The sequence below is a fragment of the Hyphomicrobium denitrificans 1NES1 genome (assembly GCF_000230975.2).
GTDB lineage: Bacteria > Pseudomonadota > Alphaproteobacteria > Rhizobiales > Hyphomicrobiaceae > Hyphomicrobium_B > Hyphomicrobium_B denitrificans_A.
The window spans coordinates 2,030,319-2,045,154 of sequence record NC_021172.1 but is presented as its reverse complement, the minus strand read 5'-3'; the positions used below and the strand labels follow the sequence as shown (position 1 = coordinate 2,045,154).

Genomic DNA, 14,836 nt, shown 5'->3' with positions numbered 1-14,836 from the left:
GACTGTGACGGCACGGAATCCCGTGCTGAGCTTGCATTGCAATTGCTCAGCTCGCGTTTTTCAGGACTTTCGAGAAGATGTCGAACAGCTGATCGATCTCATCTTTCGAGATGATCAGCGGCGGCGACAACGCAATGATGTCGCCTGTCTGCCGGACGAGCAGCCCTTGCTCGAAGGCTTGCACGAAGCGGTCGTAGGCGCGTTTGCCGGGTTGCGCCGGATCAGGCTCGAATTCGACAGCGCCGATCAGACCGATGTTGCGAACGTCGATGACGTGCGGCAGGCCCTTGAGGGCGTGAACCCGCTCTCCCCAATAGGGTGCAAGCTCGGCGGCGCGAGTCAGCAGCCCTTCTTCGGCGAAGGTATCGAGCGTGCCGATTGCCGCTGCGCACGCCATCGGATGGCCCGAGTAGGTGTAGCCGTGGAAGAAATCTATCATCCACTCGGGGCCATTCATGAACGCATCGTGGATGTGCGATTTGACAAAAACCGCACCCATCGGAATCGTGCCGTTGGTGATCGCCTTGGCCGTCGTGATGAGGTCCGGCGAGATACCGAAATAATCTGAGCCGAATGCGGTGCCGAGACGGCCGAACGCCGTGATGACTTCATCCGCTATGAGCAGGATGTCGTGCTTCCGGCAGATGGCTTCGAGTCGCTTCAGATAGCCTTTGGGTGGGATGAGAACGCCCGTCGAGCAGGCCACCGGTTCGACGATGACGGCTGCGATCGTCGAAGCGTCATGCAGCGCGACGAGCCGTTCGAGATCGTCGGCGAGTTCCGCGCCATGCTCAGGCTCGCCGCGGGTAAACGCGTTGCGCGACAGATCATGCGTGTGACGGAGATGGTCGACGCCCCCGACAAGCGTTCCGAACATCTTGCGGTTGCCGCCGATGCCGCCGACCGACGTACCGCCGAAGTTGACGCCGTGATAGCCGCGCTCACGGCCGATCAGCCGGACTTTCGTACCGTTACCCTTGGCACGGTGATAGGCAATCGCCATCTTGAGCGCCGTCTCGACCGATTCCGAACCTGAGTTCGTGAAGAAGACATGCTCGAAGCCTTTCGGCGCAATCGAGATCAGGCGGTTCGCCGCTTCGAAAGCACGCGTATGCCCCATCTGGAATGCGCCGGCAAAATCCAGCGTCTCGACCTGCTGCTTGATCGCTTCGATGATTTTCGGCCGGCAGTGCCCGGCGTTGACGCACCAAAGCCCTGACGTGCCGTCGAGCACGCGGCGGCCGTCGTTGGTGACGTAATGCACGCCCTTGGCCTCGACGAACAGACGCGGCGCCTTCTTGAATTGCCGATTTGCCGAAAACGGCATCCAGAACGCTGCGAGGTCGTTGGGCTTGATTTGTACGTTCATGGAAAAGTCCTTTGTTGGCCCTTGGCGACTCTCTTTCGGAGAGCCGGCCGCCAAGTGCGGAAGTGAATCAAGCCACTTTAGCGACGGCGTCGGTTAGCGCCGCTTCGAAGACGTCCATGCCCTCGCGGACCAGTTCGTCGCTCGCCGTCAGTGGTACGAGAAAGCGGATGACGTTGCCGTAAGTGCCACATGATAGCAGAATGAGTCCGCGCTCGTTGGCGGCTTTGAGTAGAGCACCCGTGAGTTCGGGCGCCGGTTCGCCGCTTGCCTTGTCCTTGACGAGTTCCACCGCGCACATGGCGCCGAGGCCGCGCACGTCGCCGATGCAATTGAGGTTCGAATTATCCTGAAACGAAGTGCAGCGATCCATGATGATCTTGCCGATGGCGTTGGCGCGATCGCAGAGCTTTTCCGCTTCGATCACATCGAGTACGGCGTGTGCGGCCGCGCAAGCAATCGGATTGCCGGCGTACGTGCCGCCGAGCCCACCGGGGTTCGATGCATCCATCACGTCGGCGCGACCGACGATGGCCGAGAGCGGGAGGCCGCCTGCAAGCCCCTTTGCCATGGTGACGATATCGGCCTTGATGCCGAAGTGCTCCATCGCGAAGAGCTTGCCGGTTCTCGCAAAGCCGGTCTGGATCTCATCCGCGATCAGAAGGATGCCGTGGTCGTCGCAAAGCCTCCTCAGTGCGATCATGAAATCCTTCGGCACGATGTTGAAGCCGCCTTCACCTTGCACCGGCTCGATGATGATCGCGGCGACGCTCGACGGATCGGCCGTATGCTTAAAGAGCGACCTCAGGCTCCTGAGGCTCTGCTCGGTGCTGACGCCGTGATAGAGGTTTGGGAATTCGACATTGTAGACGTCCGGCGGAAACGGTCCGTAGCCTTTCTTATAGGGAACAACTTTGCCGGTCAGCGCCATGCCCATGAGAGTGCGGCCATGGAAGCCCCCTGTAAATGAGATGATGCCCGGCCGGCCGGTGAACGCGCGCGCAATCTTGACGGCGTTTTCGACTGCTTCGGCGCCCGTCGAGGCGAGCATTGTCTTTGCCGCGCCCGGAACCGGCGCAATGGCATTCAGACGCTCGGCCAAGCTAACGTAATTTTCATACGGAGTGACCTGAAAACAGACGTGATTGAAGGCTTTCAGCTGCTCTTGAATGGCCGCAATCAAGCGCGGGTGCTGATGCCCGGTGTTGACCACTGCGATGCCAGCGCCGAAGTCGATGTAGCGCTTACCATCCTCGCTCCAGATTTCGGCGTTCTTCGCCGTCTTGGCGAAAATCTGCGTGATGTTACCGACGCCGCGCGGAACGGCGGCGACGCGGCGGGCCTGGAGCTCGGCTGACGTAGCCATTGTCGTACCTTCGAAGAGGATGATGTTTTGTGATTCTCGACAGAGCAATGATGCAATTGCCCTGCCGAGATTTGACCGCTAGTCGGTGATGCCGCCAAGGCAGAGGAACTTCGTTTCGAGATATTCCTCAAGCCCTTCCTGTGCGCCTTCGCGGCCAAGGCCGGATTGCTTGACGCCGCCGAACGGGGCGACCTCGTTTGAAAAGACACCTTCATTGACGCCGACCATGCCGGTTTCGAGTGCTTCCGCGACGCGCCAGGCCCGCGAGATATCCTGGCTGAAAAGGTAGGCGGCGAGGCCATATGGTGTATCGTTGGCGATCCGGATCGCATCGCTTTCCGTTTCGAAACGAATGATCGATGCCACTGGCCCGAAAATCTCCTCGTTCGCGATCGCCATGCCGGGTTCGACGCCGGTGACGACCGTCGGCGCAAAGAAAAGCGCTCCGTTTGCGTCGGGTTTGCCGCCAAGCTCGATTTTCGCGCCGTGCTCGGTCGCATCAGCGAGCAGCGATTTCACCTTTGCGATCGCATCGGCATTGATCAGCGGCCCGACAGTGGACTTCGGATCGCGGCCCGGCGCGACGTGCAACTTCGCAATCGCAATCTTAAGCGCCGCAACATAGCGATCGTAAATGTCCGCCTGCACGAGGATGCGGTTGGCACAGACGCACGTTTGCCCCGCGTTGCGGAACTTCGACGCCATCGTGGCGCTGACGGCTCGTTCGAGATCGGCATCGTCGAAAACGATAAGCGGCGCGTTGCCGCCGAGTTCGAGCGTCAGCTTTTTGATCGTGTCGGCGGACTGCCGGTAGAGAATTTTGCCGACCTCGGTCGAGCCTGTGAATGTCAGCTTGCGGACACGCGCATCTCCCGTCAGTGCCTTGCCGACGCCGGGCGCATCAAGCGTCGTGACGACGTTCAGGACGCCGGCCGGAACGCCTGCGTCGACTGCGAGCTTGGCGACGGCGAGCGCGCAAAGCGGCGTTTCTTCCGACGGCTTCACGACAATCGTGCATCCGGCTGCGAGCGCTGAAGCGACCTTGCGCGTAATCATGGCGATGGGGAAGTTCCACGGCGTAATCGCCGCGCAAACGCCGATCGGCTGCTTGATCGTGACATAGCGCCGGGACGTCCCGGTCGTCGGGATCGTATGACCGTAGGCGCGTTTGCCTTCTTCCGCGAACCACTCGATGAATGACGCTCCGTAGGCGACCTCGCCGCGTGCTTCAGCAAGGGGCTTGCCTTGCTCGGCGGTCATGAGCTGTGCAAGCGCTTCCGTTTCGGAGAGGATCAGCGCGCACCAGCGTTGCAGGATCGCGCCGCGTTCCTTTGCCGGTTTGGCGGACCATTCCGGAAAGGCTCTATATGCGGCGTCGATGGCGTGCCGGGCATCCTCGGCCGTCATGTCCGGCACGTCGGCCAGTTTGTCTCCAGTCGCCGGATCGAGAACCGGAAACGTCTTCTTTGACGTGACCCACTCTCCATCGATGAGCGCTGCTGTCGGGAAGGCTGCTGTCGTCTTGGCATTCATTCCAGTGACTCCGGATACTCAGAGCGTAATCGAGACCGACTTCAAGTCGGCATATTTGTGAAGTGCATGCAGCGAGCGGTCCCGTCCGAAGCCCGACTGCTTGAAGCCGCCAAACGGCATCGTAATATCGCAGCTATCCCAGCCGTTGATCCAGACGAGCCCGGCGCGGATTTCGCGTGCGGCGCGATGGGCGAGCGAAATGTCTTTCGTCCAAAGCCCGGCGGCGAGACCGTAGTTTGTGTCGTTGGCGATGCGGATGGCTTCGTCTGCTTCCTTGAAGCGGGTCACGGCCAGCACGGGGCCGAAGACTTCTTCGCGCGCCAAAGTGTTCTCCGGCTTGACGCGGTCGAATACCGTCGGCTCGACGTAGAAGCCGCCGCTATCGACGCGCGTGCGGTTGCCGCCGAGCGTCAACGCATCGCCTTCGCGCTTCGCCGTCTCGATATAGCGCAGCGCCGTTTTCATCTGCTCTTCGCTCGCCATCGCGCCGCTTTTCGTCGACGGTTCGAGAGGATCCCCGGCGACAATCCTGCTGGCGACGGCAAGCAGCCGATCCAGAAATTGGTCCGCGATTGCGTCATGCACGAGCAGACGCGATCCCGCCGTGCAGACTTGGCCGGAATTGTAAAAGATGCCCCACGCCGCCTGCATCGCGGCTTTATCGAGATCGGTACAGTCGGCGAAGATGATGTGCGGAGATTTGCCGCCAAGCTCGAGGCTGATGCGTTTCAGGTTGCTCTGACCGGAATACTGCATCAGCAATTTTCCGACCGCCCCCGAACCCGTGAACGCGATCATGTCGACGTCGTCGTGAAGCCCCAATGCCTTGCCGGCTTCGGCGCCAAATCCGGGGACCACATTGAGCACGCCAGGCGGCAATCCGGCTTCGAGCGCCAGTTCGCCGATCTTCAAAGCGGTGAGGGGGGATTGCTCGGCCGGCTTCAGGACTACGGAATTCCCCATCGCGAGTGCCGGCGCGATCTTCCACATCGCCATCAGCAGCGGAAAATTCCACGGTACGATGGCTCCGACGACGCCCAGCGGCTCGTGGACCGCGAACGAGAAACGGTCGGGTGCCTCGGGACCGACCTCGCCGTAAACCTTGTCGAGTGCTTCCGCATAATAGGCGAGCGTCCGGATGGAGCCCGGAATATCACCCTTAAGTGCATTCGTGATCGGCTTGCCGACGTCGAGACTTTCGAGGATGGCCAGCGCCTCGGCTTCGCGTGTCATAAGTTCCGCGAGCCTGAACAGCACGCGCTTCTTGTCGCGATAATGAAGCTTGCGCCACTGCCCATCTTCGAAAGCGCGACGGGCGCTTTTCACCGCGGCATCGATGTCTGCGGCATCGCACTGGGCAACTTGGTTCAGTACGCGTCCGTTCCGCGGCGTCACGTTCGCAAACGTCTTGCCGGATGCGCTCGCTGTAAGCTTGCCGTCGATGACGGCTTCGCCCGGAAGTTTCAGCGAACCGGCGACCGCTTCAAAGTGCGCGAGCGATGTCATGACACGAAAGCCTTATGCAACTTGAGCGTACCAAGCGTGGTCGAGCGATGTGACCACGCGCTCGAACTCCATGCGTTCGGTCTGCTTCAATCGATAATAGACATCTTGGAATTCGGGACCGAACGCATCACGGACAACGTCGGACGCCCGGAAACGTTCGAGCGCATTATACCAGACCGTCGGTAACTGCGGGGCTTCGGTGCCGTTGGCCTCACCGTTGGCCATCGGGCCTGGCTCGATCTTGTTTGCAATTCCGTGCCGCATGCCGGCAAGGATCGCCGCAAGTACGAGGTAGGGATTGGCGTCGGCACCCGCAACGCGATGTTCGACGCGCGTTCCGGGGCCCGCCGCACGCGGGATGCGCAGCGCGACGTTGCGATTGTTCAGCCCCCAATGCGCAGCGAGTGAGACGTAATTCTTCGGGACATAACGCCGGTAGGCATTCGCCGACTGCGCCCAGATGGCCATGAAATCGCACATCGTCGATTGCAGCCCGCCGATGGCGTTGCGGAACAGTGCAGAAATGGGATCGCCCGCAAAAAGGTTTTGTCCGTCCTTGCCGACGAGGCTCGCGTGCAGATGCATGCCCGAACCCGGCCAGTCGTGGTGAGGCTTGGCCATGAACGTAGCTTCGAGGCCATGGGCTTTGGCAGCGGCCTTGATGGCGCGCTTTAGCAGCAGGGCGTCTGTCGCGGCGGCGACAGCATCCGGCTTGTGCTTGAGGTTGATTTCGAATTGACCCGGCCCCGACTCCTGCATGACGGCGTCGATCGGCAGTCCTTGAATGTCAGCGACTTTGTAGATTGTGTCTATGAACGGCGCGAGCGTGTCGATTTCGTCGAACTGAAATGTCATCGGCCGTTCTGGGTCGTCGGAAATTCCGTCCGGCATCTCGAGTTTGAACGCGCCGTTCGTTTGCGGCTTCGTCACATAGAATTCGAGTTCGACTGCGACGACAGGCGTCCGGCCCTGGTCCGCGAACGCCGCGACTTGCTTTGCAAGAACACCGCGTGGGCAAAGATCGTCAGGTTCCGTGACCGAGATAACGGCCTGTGCATGGCGGCCGTCGCCGACCGGAACGGCGCGCAACGTGCCTTCGAGAATGCGGAACGGAACATCGGGATCGCCCGTTTCCCAAAGCCTTCCCGTTTCTTCGACGCAGTTGCCGCGCGGGTCCATCACGAACACCGTCGAGGGGATCATCACGCCGTTTTTCGCGACGCCGGAGATGTCGTCGCGCCGAAAGCGTTTGCCGCGTGGGATGCCGTTGATGTCGAACAGGATGAGATCGATCCAGGTGACGTTGGGATTCGCGGCGAGGAACGCTTCCGTTTCATCGATCGTAATGTGAGTGTCGCTCATGCGGCGTGGCCCTTTGCGGTACGACCCCGGGCGGCTTCGCCGAAGCGGCGAAACAGGGCAACAGATGCTGGATTGTCTTGCGGCCGCCATTCGGGATGCCACTGCACACCGAGAGAAAATGCATTTCCGGCTGGCGCGCGAACGGCCTCAACGAGGCCGTCCTCGGCGAATGCCTCGGCGATGAGCGGCTCGGCGAGCTTGTTGATGCCCTGCCCATGCAGTGAGTTTACGGTCAATTGGTCTTTGCCGATCCAAGCCTTGAGTTCGCCTTCGAGCCGAACCTGATGTTTCGGTCCGAATTTGATCTCGAAGTCTTCATCCGTTGGCTCGCGATGATCGTTGTGACCATCGACCGAGTGCACGGCTTGGTGCAGCGTGCCCCCGAGTGCCACGTTGAGTTCCTGAAAGCCCCGGCAAATTGCAAAAAGCGGAATCTTGCGCTCGATCGCAGTTCGGATCAGCGGCAGCGTCAGCGCATCCCGGTCACGATCGACGGTCGTTGGATCGAGCGGCAGCTCGTCGCTGTAGTGGCGGGGTTCGACGTTCGACAGACTTCCCGACAATAGAATGGCGTCAGCGACGTCTAGGACAGCACTGATATCCGCCATGCTCTGCCCCAGCGGAACGAGCAGCGGCTGGCACTCGGCAACCTCCGCGACGGCGGCCGAATACTTTCGCCCAACGGTGTCGAACGTCAGTCCGCCGATGGCCTTCGTGCAACTCGGTATGAGAACGATCGGTCGGCTCATGCCGCCAATTCTCCTTTGACGTCCTGAAGTGTCTGGTCGAGCGCACGCTCGATGACCGCACTCGCTTCCTCGAACTGCGTGTCGGCCCAGATCAAGGGCGGCGCGCAAACCATTGTGTCGAACACGGCGCGCATGATGAAGCCGTCGCGGAAGAAGTGGTCCCGGCAGATAAGGCCGACTCGCCCCAGATCCGAGAAGCGCCTGCGCGTCTTCTTGTCGGCAACGAGTTCGATGGCGCCCATCATGCCGACCGAGCGGACTTCGCCGACGAGCGGATGATCCTTGAAGCGCGCGAGCATCCGCGCGAGTGCGGGGCCAGTCGTTTCTTTAACGCGCGGGACAAGACGATCACGCTCCATGATCTCGAGATTTTTGAGCGCGACGGCGCACGCGACCGGATGCCCGGAGAACGTGTAGCCGTGATTGAAGTCGTCGTTCTCGGCCATCAAGGCGTCGGCGATGTTGTCTCCGACAAGCACGCCCGACAGCGGCACATATCCCGAGGTCGCGGCTTTCGCGAACGTGATGAGGTCGGGACGGATACCGTAATATTCCGAGGCAAACCACGTCCCAAGGCGGCCGAAGCCGGTGATGACCTCGTCTGCAAGCAAAAGAATACCGTACTTGTCGACGATGCGCTGCACTTCCGGCCAGTAGGTATCGGGCGCAATCTTGACACCGCCTGCGCCTTGCACAGGTTCGCCGGCAAATGCCGCGACGTTTTCCGGTCCGCAGCGCAAGATCTCGTCTTCGATGGCGCGCGCGGCGCGGAGCCCGAACGCCTCAGGCGTCTCGCCGTCGAAGGATTCGCCGTACCAGTACGGGTCCATTACGTGCCGGAAGCCTTCGTAGACCGGATAACTGTGCTGATGCACGTGGCTCATGCCGCCCATCGAACCCGCGGCGATCGTCGAGCCGTGATAGGCGTTCTTGCGGCTGATGATGATGCGCCGCTTTGGTTCGCCTTTCAGAACCCAATAATGGCGAATGAGCCGGATGGCCGTATCGTTCGATTCCGATCCGGAAGACCCGAAGAAAACCTGATTGAGGTTTGCGGGCGCCAGCTCGGCGAGCTTGCGCGCCAGAGCGACGACTGGCGGATGCGTCGTCTTGAAAAACGTATTGTAGAACGGCAGCTCCAGGATTTGATCGTAGGCAGCCTGAGCCAGCTCCTTGCTGCCGTAGCCGATGTTCGTCGTCCAGAGACCGGCCATGCCGTCGAGGATGCGATTGCCTTCGCTGTCGAACACATAAGCGCCTTCACCTTTGACGATCACGCGCGGGCCGGAGGCCGCCCGGAGCGTCTGGTGCGTGGTGAAAGGATGCAGATGATGCTGTGAATCGAGCTGTTGAATCTGCTCTGTCTGAAGCCGGTTGGACACGAAATTCTCTCCAGCAAATTGATGGGCCCTGAGGGACAACGGCGGAAGGCTGGGAGCTTTCAGTGCGGGGTATAGCCGATGCGGGCGCACAGCTTCATAAGCTCGCGTTTTGCATGGGGCATCCGGTCAATGGCCCATGCCGTCCGACGGCTGACCGATGCGCGGCGCGAGGCAGGGAACGGGAGCCGGATATGCACCGATACCATCGACGAAAATTCCAAGAAACTATGACCATCAGCGGTCGCGCCGGCCGCCGGTCACAAAGCGGCAAAAGCAGTCTTTACATGCTCTACGATAAGGGCGAATACTAAAGTCTACACCGTAGAAGTGTCAAGGGGGCCGAGCCGGCATGGCAGACTTGAAACCCAAGGTGCGGCGCAGAGTTGATAAGCAAGCCATTCTCGAGGCGGCGTTCGAGCTGTTCGCCGAGGAAGGCGAAGCCGGCTTTTCCATCCGTAAGCTTGCCGGTTCCGTCGGCGTTGATCCGATGACGGTGCTTCATCATTTCCGCTCGAAGGAAGAGCTTCTGCGGGCGATTGCCGATCATGCCGTACGCGGGGTCGAGGTTCCGGTCGCGACGGAGAGCTGGCAAAACGATCTGAAAGCCGTTGCCGATACATTCCGCTCTCTGGCGCATCGTTACCCGCGCATCTTTCATCTGCATTTTCGTTATCATGCGACCGGTCCCGCCGACCACGTCGCGAGTGAGATCGTTTATTGCGCGATGCGGCGCGCGGGTCTCTCCGACGAGCGGGCGGCCGGACTCGGTTTGGCGTTCTATGCGTTCGTGCTGGGCTTTGCGCTCGCCGAAGCCGAAGGGTTGCTAAGGCCGATCAGCGAAAGCGATGAGGCAGAACTCAATGCACTCGACGCCGACGTCTACAAATCGACCCGCGCGCTCGTGCCCGCACTGAAAGCTCTCGATCCGGACTTGGCTTTCAGTGCCTCAATGGATGCATTCATTGCAGGTGTCGCGAAGTTCACCAAACGTCCCACAAAACCAGCAAATAAGCCACAAGCGGGAGCGGCTCCATCGTAACGATATCGAAAAATCTGATACATCGGCGGCTTATAAGGTGCGAGTTGCGTCGCCTTCCACAATGCGCGGCACGACATGGAAGCGCGCAACCGTTAGCTCGGGCTGGCGCACAAAAAAGGGCGAAGCCGAAGCCTTCGCCCTTTGCGAGTGTTGCCGTGTGGCACGAGCTTATTGTAGCGGCTTCGCTTTTGCTATGAGGTCTTCCGCCGGCTCCAGTCGATAGAGCGAGGCTTCGGTCCCATCCGTCAAAAGGTAGATGAAGCCGTCCGGAGAAACCGCGACGTCGCGAATACGGCCGATCTTGTCATGGAAATAACGGCGCTCCCGGGTGACGACGCCGTTCGTCACTTCGAGGCGTACCAAGCATTGTCCGACAAGCGTGCCGACCAGGAAGTTGCCCTGCCAGTCATCGGGCATGACGTTGCCGGTGTAGGCGACGAGGCTCGCGGTCGCGACTGACGGCACCCAATGGTGGACGGAATCGACCATGCCCGGCGCCGATGTCTGGCTGGAAATGATCGTGTCATCGTAGTTGATTCCGAACGTCACCAGCGGCCAGCCATAGTTGCCACCCGAGGTAATAAGGTTGAGTTCGTCACCGCCTTTTGGACCCTGCTCGATTGACCAAAGCTGGCCGTCGCCGGCATTGCCGATGATTCCCTGCGGGTTACGATGGCCATAGCTATAGATTTCTGGGAGCACGTCATCACGGCCGACGAATGGGTTATCGTCGGGGATGCTGCCATCGTCGCGGATGCGGATAATCTTGCCGCCATCGTCGAGCAAATTCTGAGCGCGCTCCATCTGGAAGCGGTCGCCGATCGTCAGATAGAGCATTCCATCGGGTCCGAAGGCGAGGCGACCGCCAATCTGATCGGTCGCCTTGACGGCGGGCCTGCTTTCAAAAATGACCTGCTTGTCTTCAAGCGCCATGCCGTCCAGACGGGCACGGACGATACGAATGGTCGACCCGTCCGGTCCGCCATGCATGAACGATAGAAAGATCCGGTGGGTGTTTGGGAAATCCCGGTCGACGAGCACGTCGAGAAGGCCGGAATGACCGCCGATGGCAACTTCGGGAACGCCGGCGATGGGCTCGTCGACCATGTGGTCGCCTTCGACAAGGCGCAGCCGTCCCGGACGCTCCGTAACCAGCGCCCGGCCGTCAGGCAAAAAGGCGATGGCCCAGGGCATGGCCAATTTTTTCGAAACGAGGGGGCGCAGTTCGAAAGGGAAGTCGCGGTCGTCGACGTATTCAGGCGGCGCGATGGCTGAAGATGTCTGTGGTTCGCCGACTGAGACTTCGGCGCCGGCATCGCTGGGAAGGAGAAGGGAAAGACCTGAAATGAGGATACTTGCGAGGCCACTTTTAATTGCCGAACGGACACTTACGCCCGATGCGATCTGGTTCAAATTGTGCCTCCAGCCCCGGTCACCGAATGAATTGTTTCAGTTTGGTGACACTATTCGAAAACGTGGCGCCAGCAAGCCCGCGAGATGAATATTCAGACAACCGAATGGCTTAGGATGGTCGATATACGACGAACGTTTCGCAATTGCTCAGTAGCGTATGCCAAAAGTCACACTGCCTGACCGCCTAGGCGGCATGTGCTCATTGATTATCGAAAATCTTCTGGCGCTGTGCAGCAAAGCGGGACCGGCATGCTGGAACATTGAGATTTGATCTGCCGACCGGTGCGCGGCGCGATATCCAGCCGCGCGGGCAAGGAGAGAGCGGACGCTCAGGCGTCCGCATCTTCCTGAGAGGGATCAGGCTCGGTTTGCGCCGCTTGAGCAGCAGCAAGGGCGTAGGGAAAGAGAGTCGAAATCGCGCCGCTTTGGAACATCGCATCGACGCGGGCGGCTTCGGCCATCATCTCAGCGATGTCATCGGGGGTATCGATTCGAGGGGTCGGCTCGACGCGGGGCCGGGCCATCAACTTGAGCGACATTACGCAAACTTTCTCTGTCCGAATTCCTGTGGCCAATACCCGGCCGAGGTCGAACGTACGCGAACATCACCGTCCATGACGTTAATGGAAAAACGCAGTCTTATCCTGTGCTTAACGACAGGTGAAAACGATCGCTAAAATACGGCGACATTCGCTTCGGATCAGAAGACGATGGCCGCGATCGCCAATACCGGAGCGCGGCTTACCGGCTCGAATTCCGATCTGAACTGGTCGTTGCGTTGCTGAGATGCGCAAGCAGTTGCTCGCGAAGGTCGTCGGGTCCCGCCTGCACGGCCGTAAGGATATCGCCAAGCGTTCGTCGAAGCCCGTGCAACTGGTCGAGCAGATGCAGGACCACGGCGACACCCTCGTCGTTGACACCGATGTCGCCCTTGAGGTCGGTGATCAGACGTGCGCGCGCGACGTCGATGTCGGAGAATTCCGCCTCCCCCGCATGTTCGGCGGGTATCAGCCAACCTGCCGTGAGCCATTCCTTCACGACGTCGTCTTCGAGACGCGCACGAACAAGAAACTCGCGATAGTGCATCTCATGCCTCCGTGTCGTGATGAGTTGCGCCGGTGCCCTGTTGCCATTCCGAGACGAGCCTCTCTAGCTCGGGGTCGGGTTTATCCGGCAGCATGATCTTCAAGGTCACGTACTCGTCGCCGGGTCCGCCGTCGGCACGTTTGACGCCCTTGCCTTTGAGGCGGAGTGTGCGGCCACTGTTTGACCATTTCGGCACCGTCATCGTCACGGACCCGTCAATCGTCGGAACCTTGATCTTGCCGCCGAGCACGGCATCGGCGAGCGGCAACTGCAGCTCGACATGGATATCTTCGCCCTTGCGCGTGAACATCGGATGCGGTCGCACCTCGACTTCGACGAGCGCGTCGCCTGATACACCGCCATTGAGGCCGGGTGAGCCCTTTCCGCGCAATCGAAGCGTTTGCCCGTCGCGCGTCCCAGCCGGAATGGACACATCGAGGACGGACCCGTCTGGCAGCGTCACTTGGCGGTTCGCGCCGTTGACTGCGTCGAGAAAATCAAGAGCCAGCTTGTAATGGGCATCCGCGCCGCGCATGCGGACCTTGCTGCGGGAGGCGGAGGCACGGCGGAACATCGCGGAAAAGAGATCGTCGTCACCGGCAAAATCGGAAAATCCTTCCGCGTTTGCGTATGCATCGGACTCGCCCCCCGCATAGTTGCGATAATATTCGCGTTTTGGCTTCTCGGAGCCCGAAGCATCGATCTCGCCGCGTTCGAAGCGCGCCCGCTTATCGGCGTCGCCCACGAGATCGTAGGCCGCCGAAACTTTTTTGAACTCTTCCTCGGCGGCCTTGTTTCCTGGATTGAGATCGGGGTGCAGTTTCTTCGCAAGCCGCCGATAGGCTTTTTGAATGTCATCCTGCGAGGCGTCGCGGCTTACCCCGAGGACTTTATATGGATCATCGCTCAACAGCTGCTCCAATCATTCTACGCCGCAATGGCAGGCGGCCTTCGCCCCCAAAAATAGACTGGCGAGGGCAGCTTGAAAACCGGCCCGAAAGAGAGCACTGGAGTCGATGCGAGGATGTAGGTCGGGGCCGGGCGAGGCCAATCCGGCGGATAAGGTAAAGAAAGACGCGCAACGTTCGGCGATTTTATCTGGGTGCGCGTGCTTACCGCTTTGGAAACAATCTCAGCGCACAGTGCGGGCAGCCGGCATCGGTATCGGCACGAACCGCCGAACGAGAATGGAAGAGGCTGCGGCAACATTCGTCGCGACGTTTCGAACGGTTGAATAGAACGATGAGCGGCCATGGCCGCATTGCCTTGAAGGATAGTTCGCTGCCAAAGCTTTCATTTGTTGTCGCGTTGTGCGCGCTGATGCTCCAGACAATACCTGCATGCGCTGAGCAGGACGTCCACACGGCGAAATTCTGGCTGCCGCACTGTCAGAAGTCCGACATGGCATGCATCGGATATCTGCAAGCCTTGCTCGATATCAACAATCTCGAGCGGGAAAACGGCATTCAGGTGCAATGGTGCGCTCCCGAAATCATAAAACTCGAAGATTTGCGAGTGATCATCGTTCGCAAGCTCAAGGCGGAGCCCGATAAACTTACGTCGCCTTTCGTGACGCTCGCGACCAACGCTCTGATATCCGCCTATCCCTGCCTCGAAGACCTGGCCAAATGATCGAACCGCCTATTGTTTAAGTTCGTCCGTCTATTTCTTTTCGAGCAGAATCTGGGTTCGCGATGCGATCGTGGTTTGAACCATCTCCGCTACCTTCTGCAGGAACCACGGAAGCACGACTTCGATGCGCACGCTGTCATCTTCGACGTCGGCAGTCCCTTCGGCGGTTTGACCTAGTGCGGTCAGCCGAAAGGTGAGCCGGTTATCGGCCCACGTTTCTTCATCGATCCTGAGAATCGGCACGCTCGAAGACGCGGAGCCCAGTCCGGACTTCAGACGGCGCATCGCTTCGTCCTTGCCGAGACTGTGCGGAATAGTAGCCACAATCGGTTTAGGCATCGTCGGCTCCTGGCGGGTGCTGTTCGTGACCTTAGCGGAACTTTTGCGCTCGTGTCGCGGTTC

General features: G+C 60.0%; 14 protein-coding genes. 2 read left to right on the top strand and 12 right to left on the bottom strand.

The features are described from left to right. Window positions 1-46: 46 nt before the first annotated feature. From HYPDE_RS09820 to HYPDE_RS09790, 7 genes are all read right to left on the bottom strand, one after another. Entirely contained in the window at window positions 47-1,369 is a 1,323-nt protein-coding gene (locus tag HYPDE_RS09820; protein WP_041320298.1) for an aspartate aminotransferase family protein, read from the bottom strand. Between the two features lie 67 nt (window positions 1,370-1,436). Beyond that, a complete protein-coding gene (gene gabT, locus HYPDE_RS09815) occupies window positions 1,437-2,732 on the bottom strand; it encodes a 4-aminobutyrate--2-oxoglutarate transaminase (protein WP_015598282.1) in 1,296 nt (431 codons plus the stop codon). 78 nt (window positions 2,733-2,810) lie between these two features. Continuing rightward, window positions 2,811-4,265: an NAD-dependent succinate-semialdehyde dehydrogenase gene (locus HYPDE_RS09810; protein ID WP_015598281.1), complete on the bottom strand. Its 1,455-nt coding sequence runs from the start codon at window positions 4,263-4,265 to the stop codon at window positions 2,811-2,813. A gap of 18 nt (window positions 4,266-4,283) precedes the next feature. Next, entirely contained in the window at window positions 4,284-5,771 is a 1,488-nt protein-coding gene (locus HYPDE_RS09805) for an aldehyde dehydrogenase (RefSeq protein WP_015598280.1), read from the bottom strand. A 12-nt stretch (window positions 5,772-5,783) separates the two neighbouring features. Continuing rightward, window positions 5,784-7,133 (bottom strand): glutamine synthetase family protein, encoded by a 1,350-nt coding sequence (locus tag HYPDE_RS09800; RefSeq protein ID WP_015598279.1) that lies wholly within the window; start codon window positions 7,131-7,133, stop codon window positions 5,784-5,786. Next, complete coding sequence (locus HYPDE_RS09795) at window positions 7,130-7,882, bottom strand: gamma-glutamyl-gamma-aminobutyrate hydrolase family protein (protein WP_015598278.1); 753 nt, start codon at window positions 7,880-7,882, stop codon at window positions 7,130-7,132. The genes HYPDE_RS09800 and HYPDE_RS09795 overlap by 4 nt, the downstream gene beginning before the upstream one ends. Beyond that, complete coding sequence (locus tag HYPDE_RS09790; RefSeq protein WP_015598277.1) at window positions 7,879-9,264, bottom strand: aspartate aminotransferase family protein; 1,386 nt, start codon at window positions 9,262-9,264, stop codon at window positions 7,879-7,881. The genes HYPDE_RS09795 and HYPDE_RS09790 overlap by 4 nt, the downstream gene beginning before the upstream one ends. Window positions 9,265-9,613: 349 nt before the next feature. On the opposite strand from HYPDE_RS09790, the gene HYPDE_RS09785 reads away from it, so the two are divergent. Then, window positions 9,614-10,303: a TetR/AcrR family transcriptional regulator gene (locus HYPDE_RS09785; RefSeq protein ID WP_015598276.1), complete on the top strand. Its 690-nt coding sequence runs from the start codon at window positions 9,614-9,616 to the stop codon at window positions 10,301-10,303. 168 nt (window positions 10,304-10,471) lie between these two features. On the opposite strand, the gene HYPDE_RS09780 is transcribed toward HYPDE_RS09785, so the two are convergent. From HYPDE_RS09780 to HYPDE_RS09765, 4 genes are all read right to left on the bottom strand, one after another. Beyond that, complete coding sequence (locus HYPDE_RS09780; RefSeq protein WP_015598275.1) at window positions 10,472-11,716, bottom strand: PQQ-dependent sugar dehydrogenase; 1,245 nt, start codon at window positions 11,714-11,716, stop codon at window positions 10,472-10,474. 329 nt (window positions 11,717-12,045) lie between these two features. Further along, complete coding sequence (locus HYPDE_RS09775; RefSeq protein ID WP_015598274.1) at window positions 12,046-12,255, bottom strand: hypothetical protein; 210 nt, start codon at window positions 12,253-12,255, stop codon at window positions 12,046-12,048. A 202-nt stretch (window positions 12,256-12,457) separates the two neighbouring features. Further along, window positions 12,458-12,802, bottom strand: a complete 345-nt coding sequence (locus HYPDE_RS09770; RefSeq protein WP_015598273.1) for a chaperone modulator CbpM — start codon at window positions 12,800-12,802, stop codon at window positions 12,458-12,460. 1 nt (window position 12,803) lies between these two features. Continuing rightward, on the bottom strand, window positions 12,804-13,712 hold the full coding sequence (locus HYPDE_RS09765; protein ID WP_041321095.1) for a DnaJ C-terminal domain-containing protein: 909 nt from the start codon (window positions 13,710-13,712) through the stop codon (window positions 12,804-12,806). Window positions 13,713-14,044: 332 nt separating this feature from the next. On the opposite strand from HYPDE_RS09765, the gene HYPDE_RS09760 reads away from it, so the two are divergent. Further along, entirely contained in the window at window positions 14,045-14,434 is a 390-nt protein-coding gene (locus HYPDE_RS09760; protein ID WP_015598270.1) for a Rap1a/Tai family immunity protein, read from the top strand. 30 nt (window positions 14,435-14,464) lie between these two features. Here the strand turns inward: HYPDE_RS09760 and HYPDE_RS09755 are convergent, their stop codons facing one another. After that, window positions 14,465-14,773, bottom strand: a complete 309-nt coding sequence (locus HYPDE_RS09755) for a polyhydroxyalkanoic acid system family protein (RefSeq protein ID WP_041320296.1) — start codon at window positions 14,771-14,773, stop codon at window positions 14,465-14,467. Window positions 14,774-14,836 lie beyond the last annotated feature (63 nt).

Coding starts and splice junctions, on each gene's coding strand:
- HYPDE_RS09785 (WP_015598276.1), top strand. CDS start 9,614: ATGGCAGACTTGAAACCCAAGGTGCGGCGCAGAGTTGATAAGCAAGCC.
- HYPDE_RS09775 (WP_015598274.1), bottom strand. CDS start 12,255: ATGTCGCTCAAGTTGATGGCCCGGCCCCGCGTCGAGCCGACCCCTCGA.
- HYPDE_RS09770 (WP_015598273.1), bottom strand. CDS start 12,802: ATGCACTATCGCGAGTTTCTTGTTCGTGCGCGTCTCGAAGACGACGTC.
- HYPDE_RS09755 (WP_041320296.1), bottom strand. CDS start 14,773: ATGCCTAAACCGATTGTGGCTACTATTCCGCACAGTCTCGGCAAGGAC.
- HYPDE_RS09810 (WP_015598281.1), bottom strand. CDS start 4,265: ATGAATGCCAAGACGACAGCAGCCTTCCCGACAGCAGCGCTCATCGAT.
- HYPDE_RS09805 (WP_015598280.1), bottom strand. CDS start 5,771: ATGACATCGCTCGCGCACTTTGAAGCGGTCGCCGGTTCGCTGAAACTT.
- HYPDE_RS09760 (WP_015598270.1), top strand. CDS start 14,045: ATGAGCGGCCATGGCCGCATTGCCTTGAAGGATAGTTCGCTGCCAAAG.
- gabT (WP_015598282.1), bottom strand. CDS start 2,732: ATGGCTACGTCAGCCGAGCTCCAGGCCCGCCGCGTCGCCGCCGTTCCG.
- HYPDE_RS09800 (WP_015598279.1), bottom strand. CDS start 7,133: ATGAGCGACACTCACATTACGATCGATGAAACGGAAGCGTTCCTCGCC.
- HYPDE_RS09820 (WP_041320298.1), bottom strand. CDS start 1,369: ATGAACGTACAAATCAAGCCCAACGACCTCGCAGCGTTCTGGATGCCG.
- HYPDE_RS09795 (WP_015598278.1), bottom strand. CDS start 7,882: ATGAGCCGACCGATCGTTCTCATACCGAGTTGCACGAAGGCCATCGGC.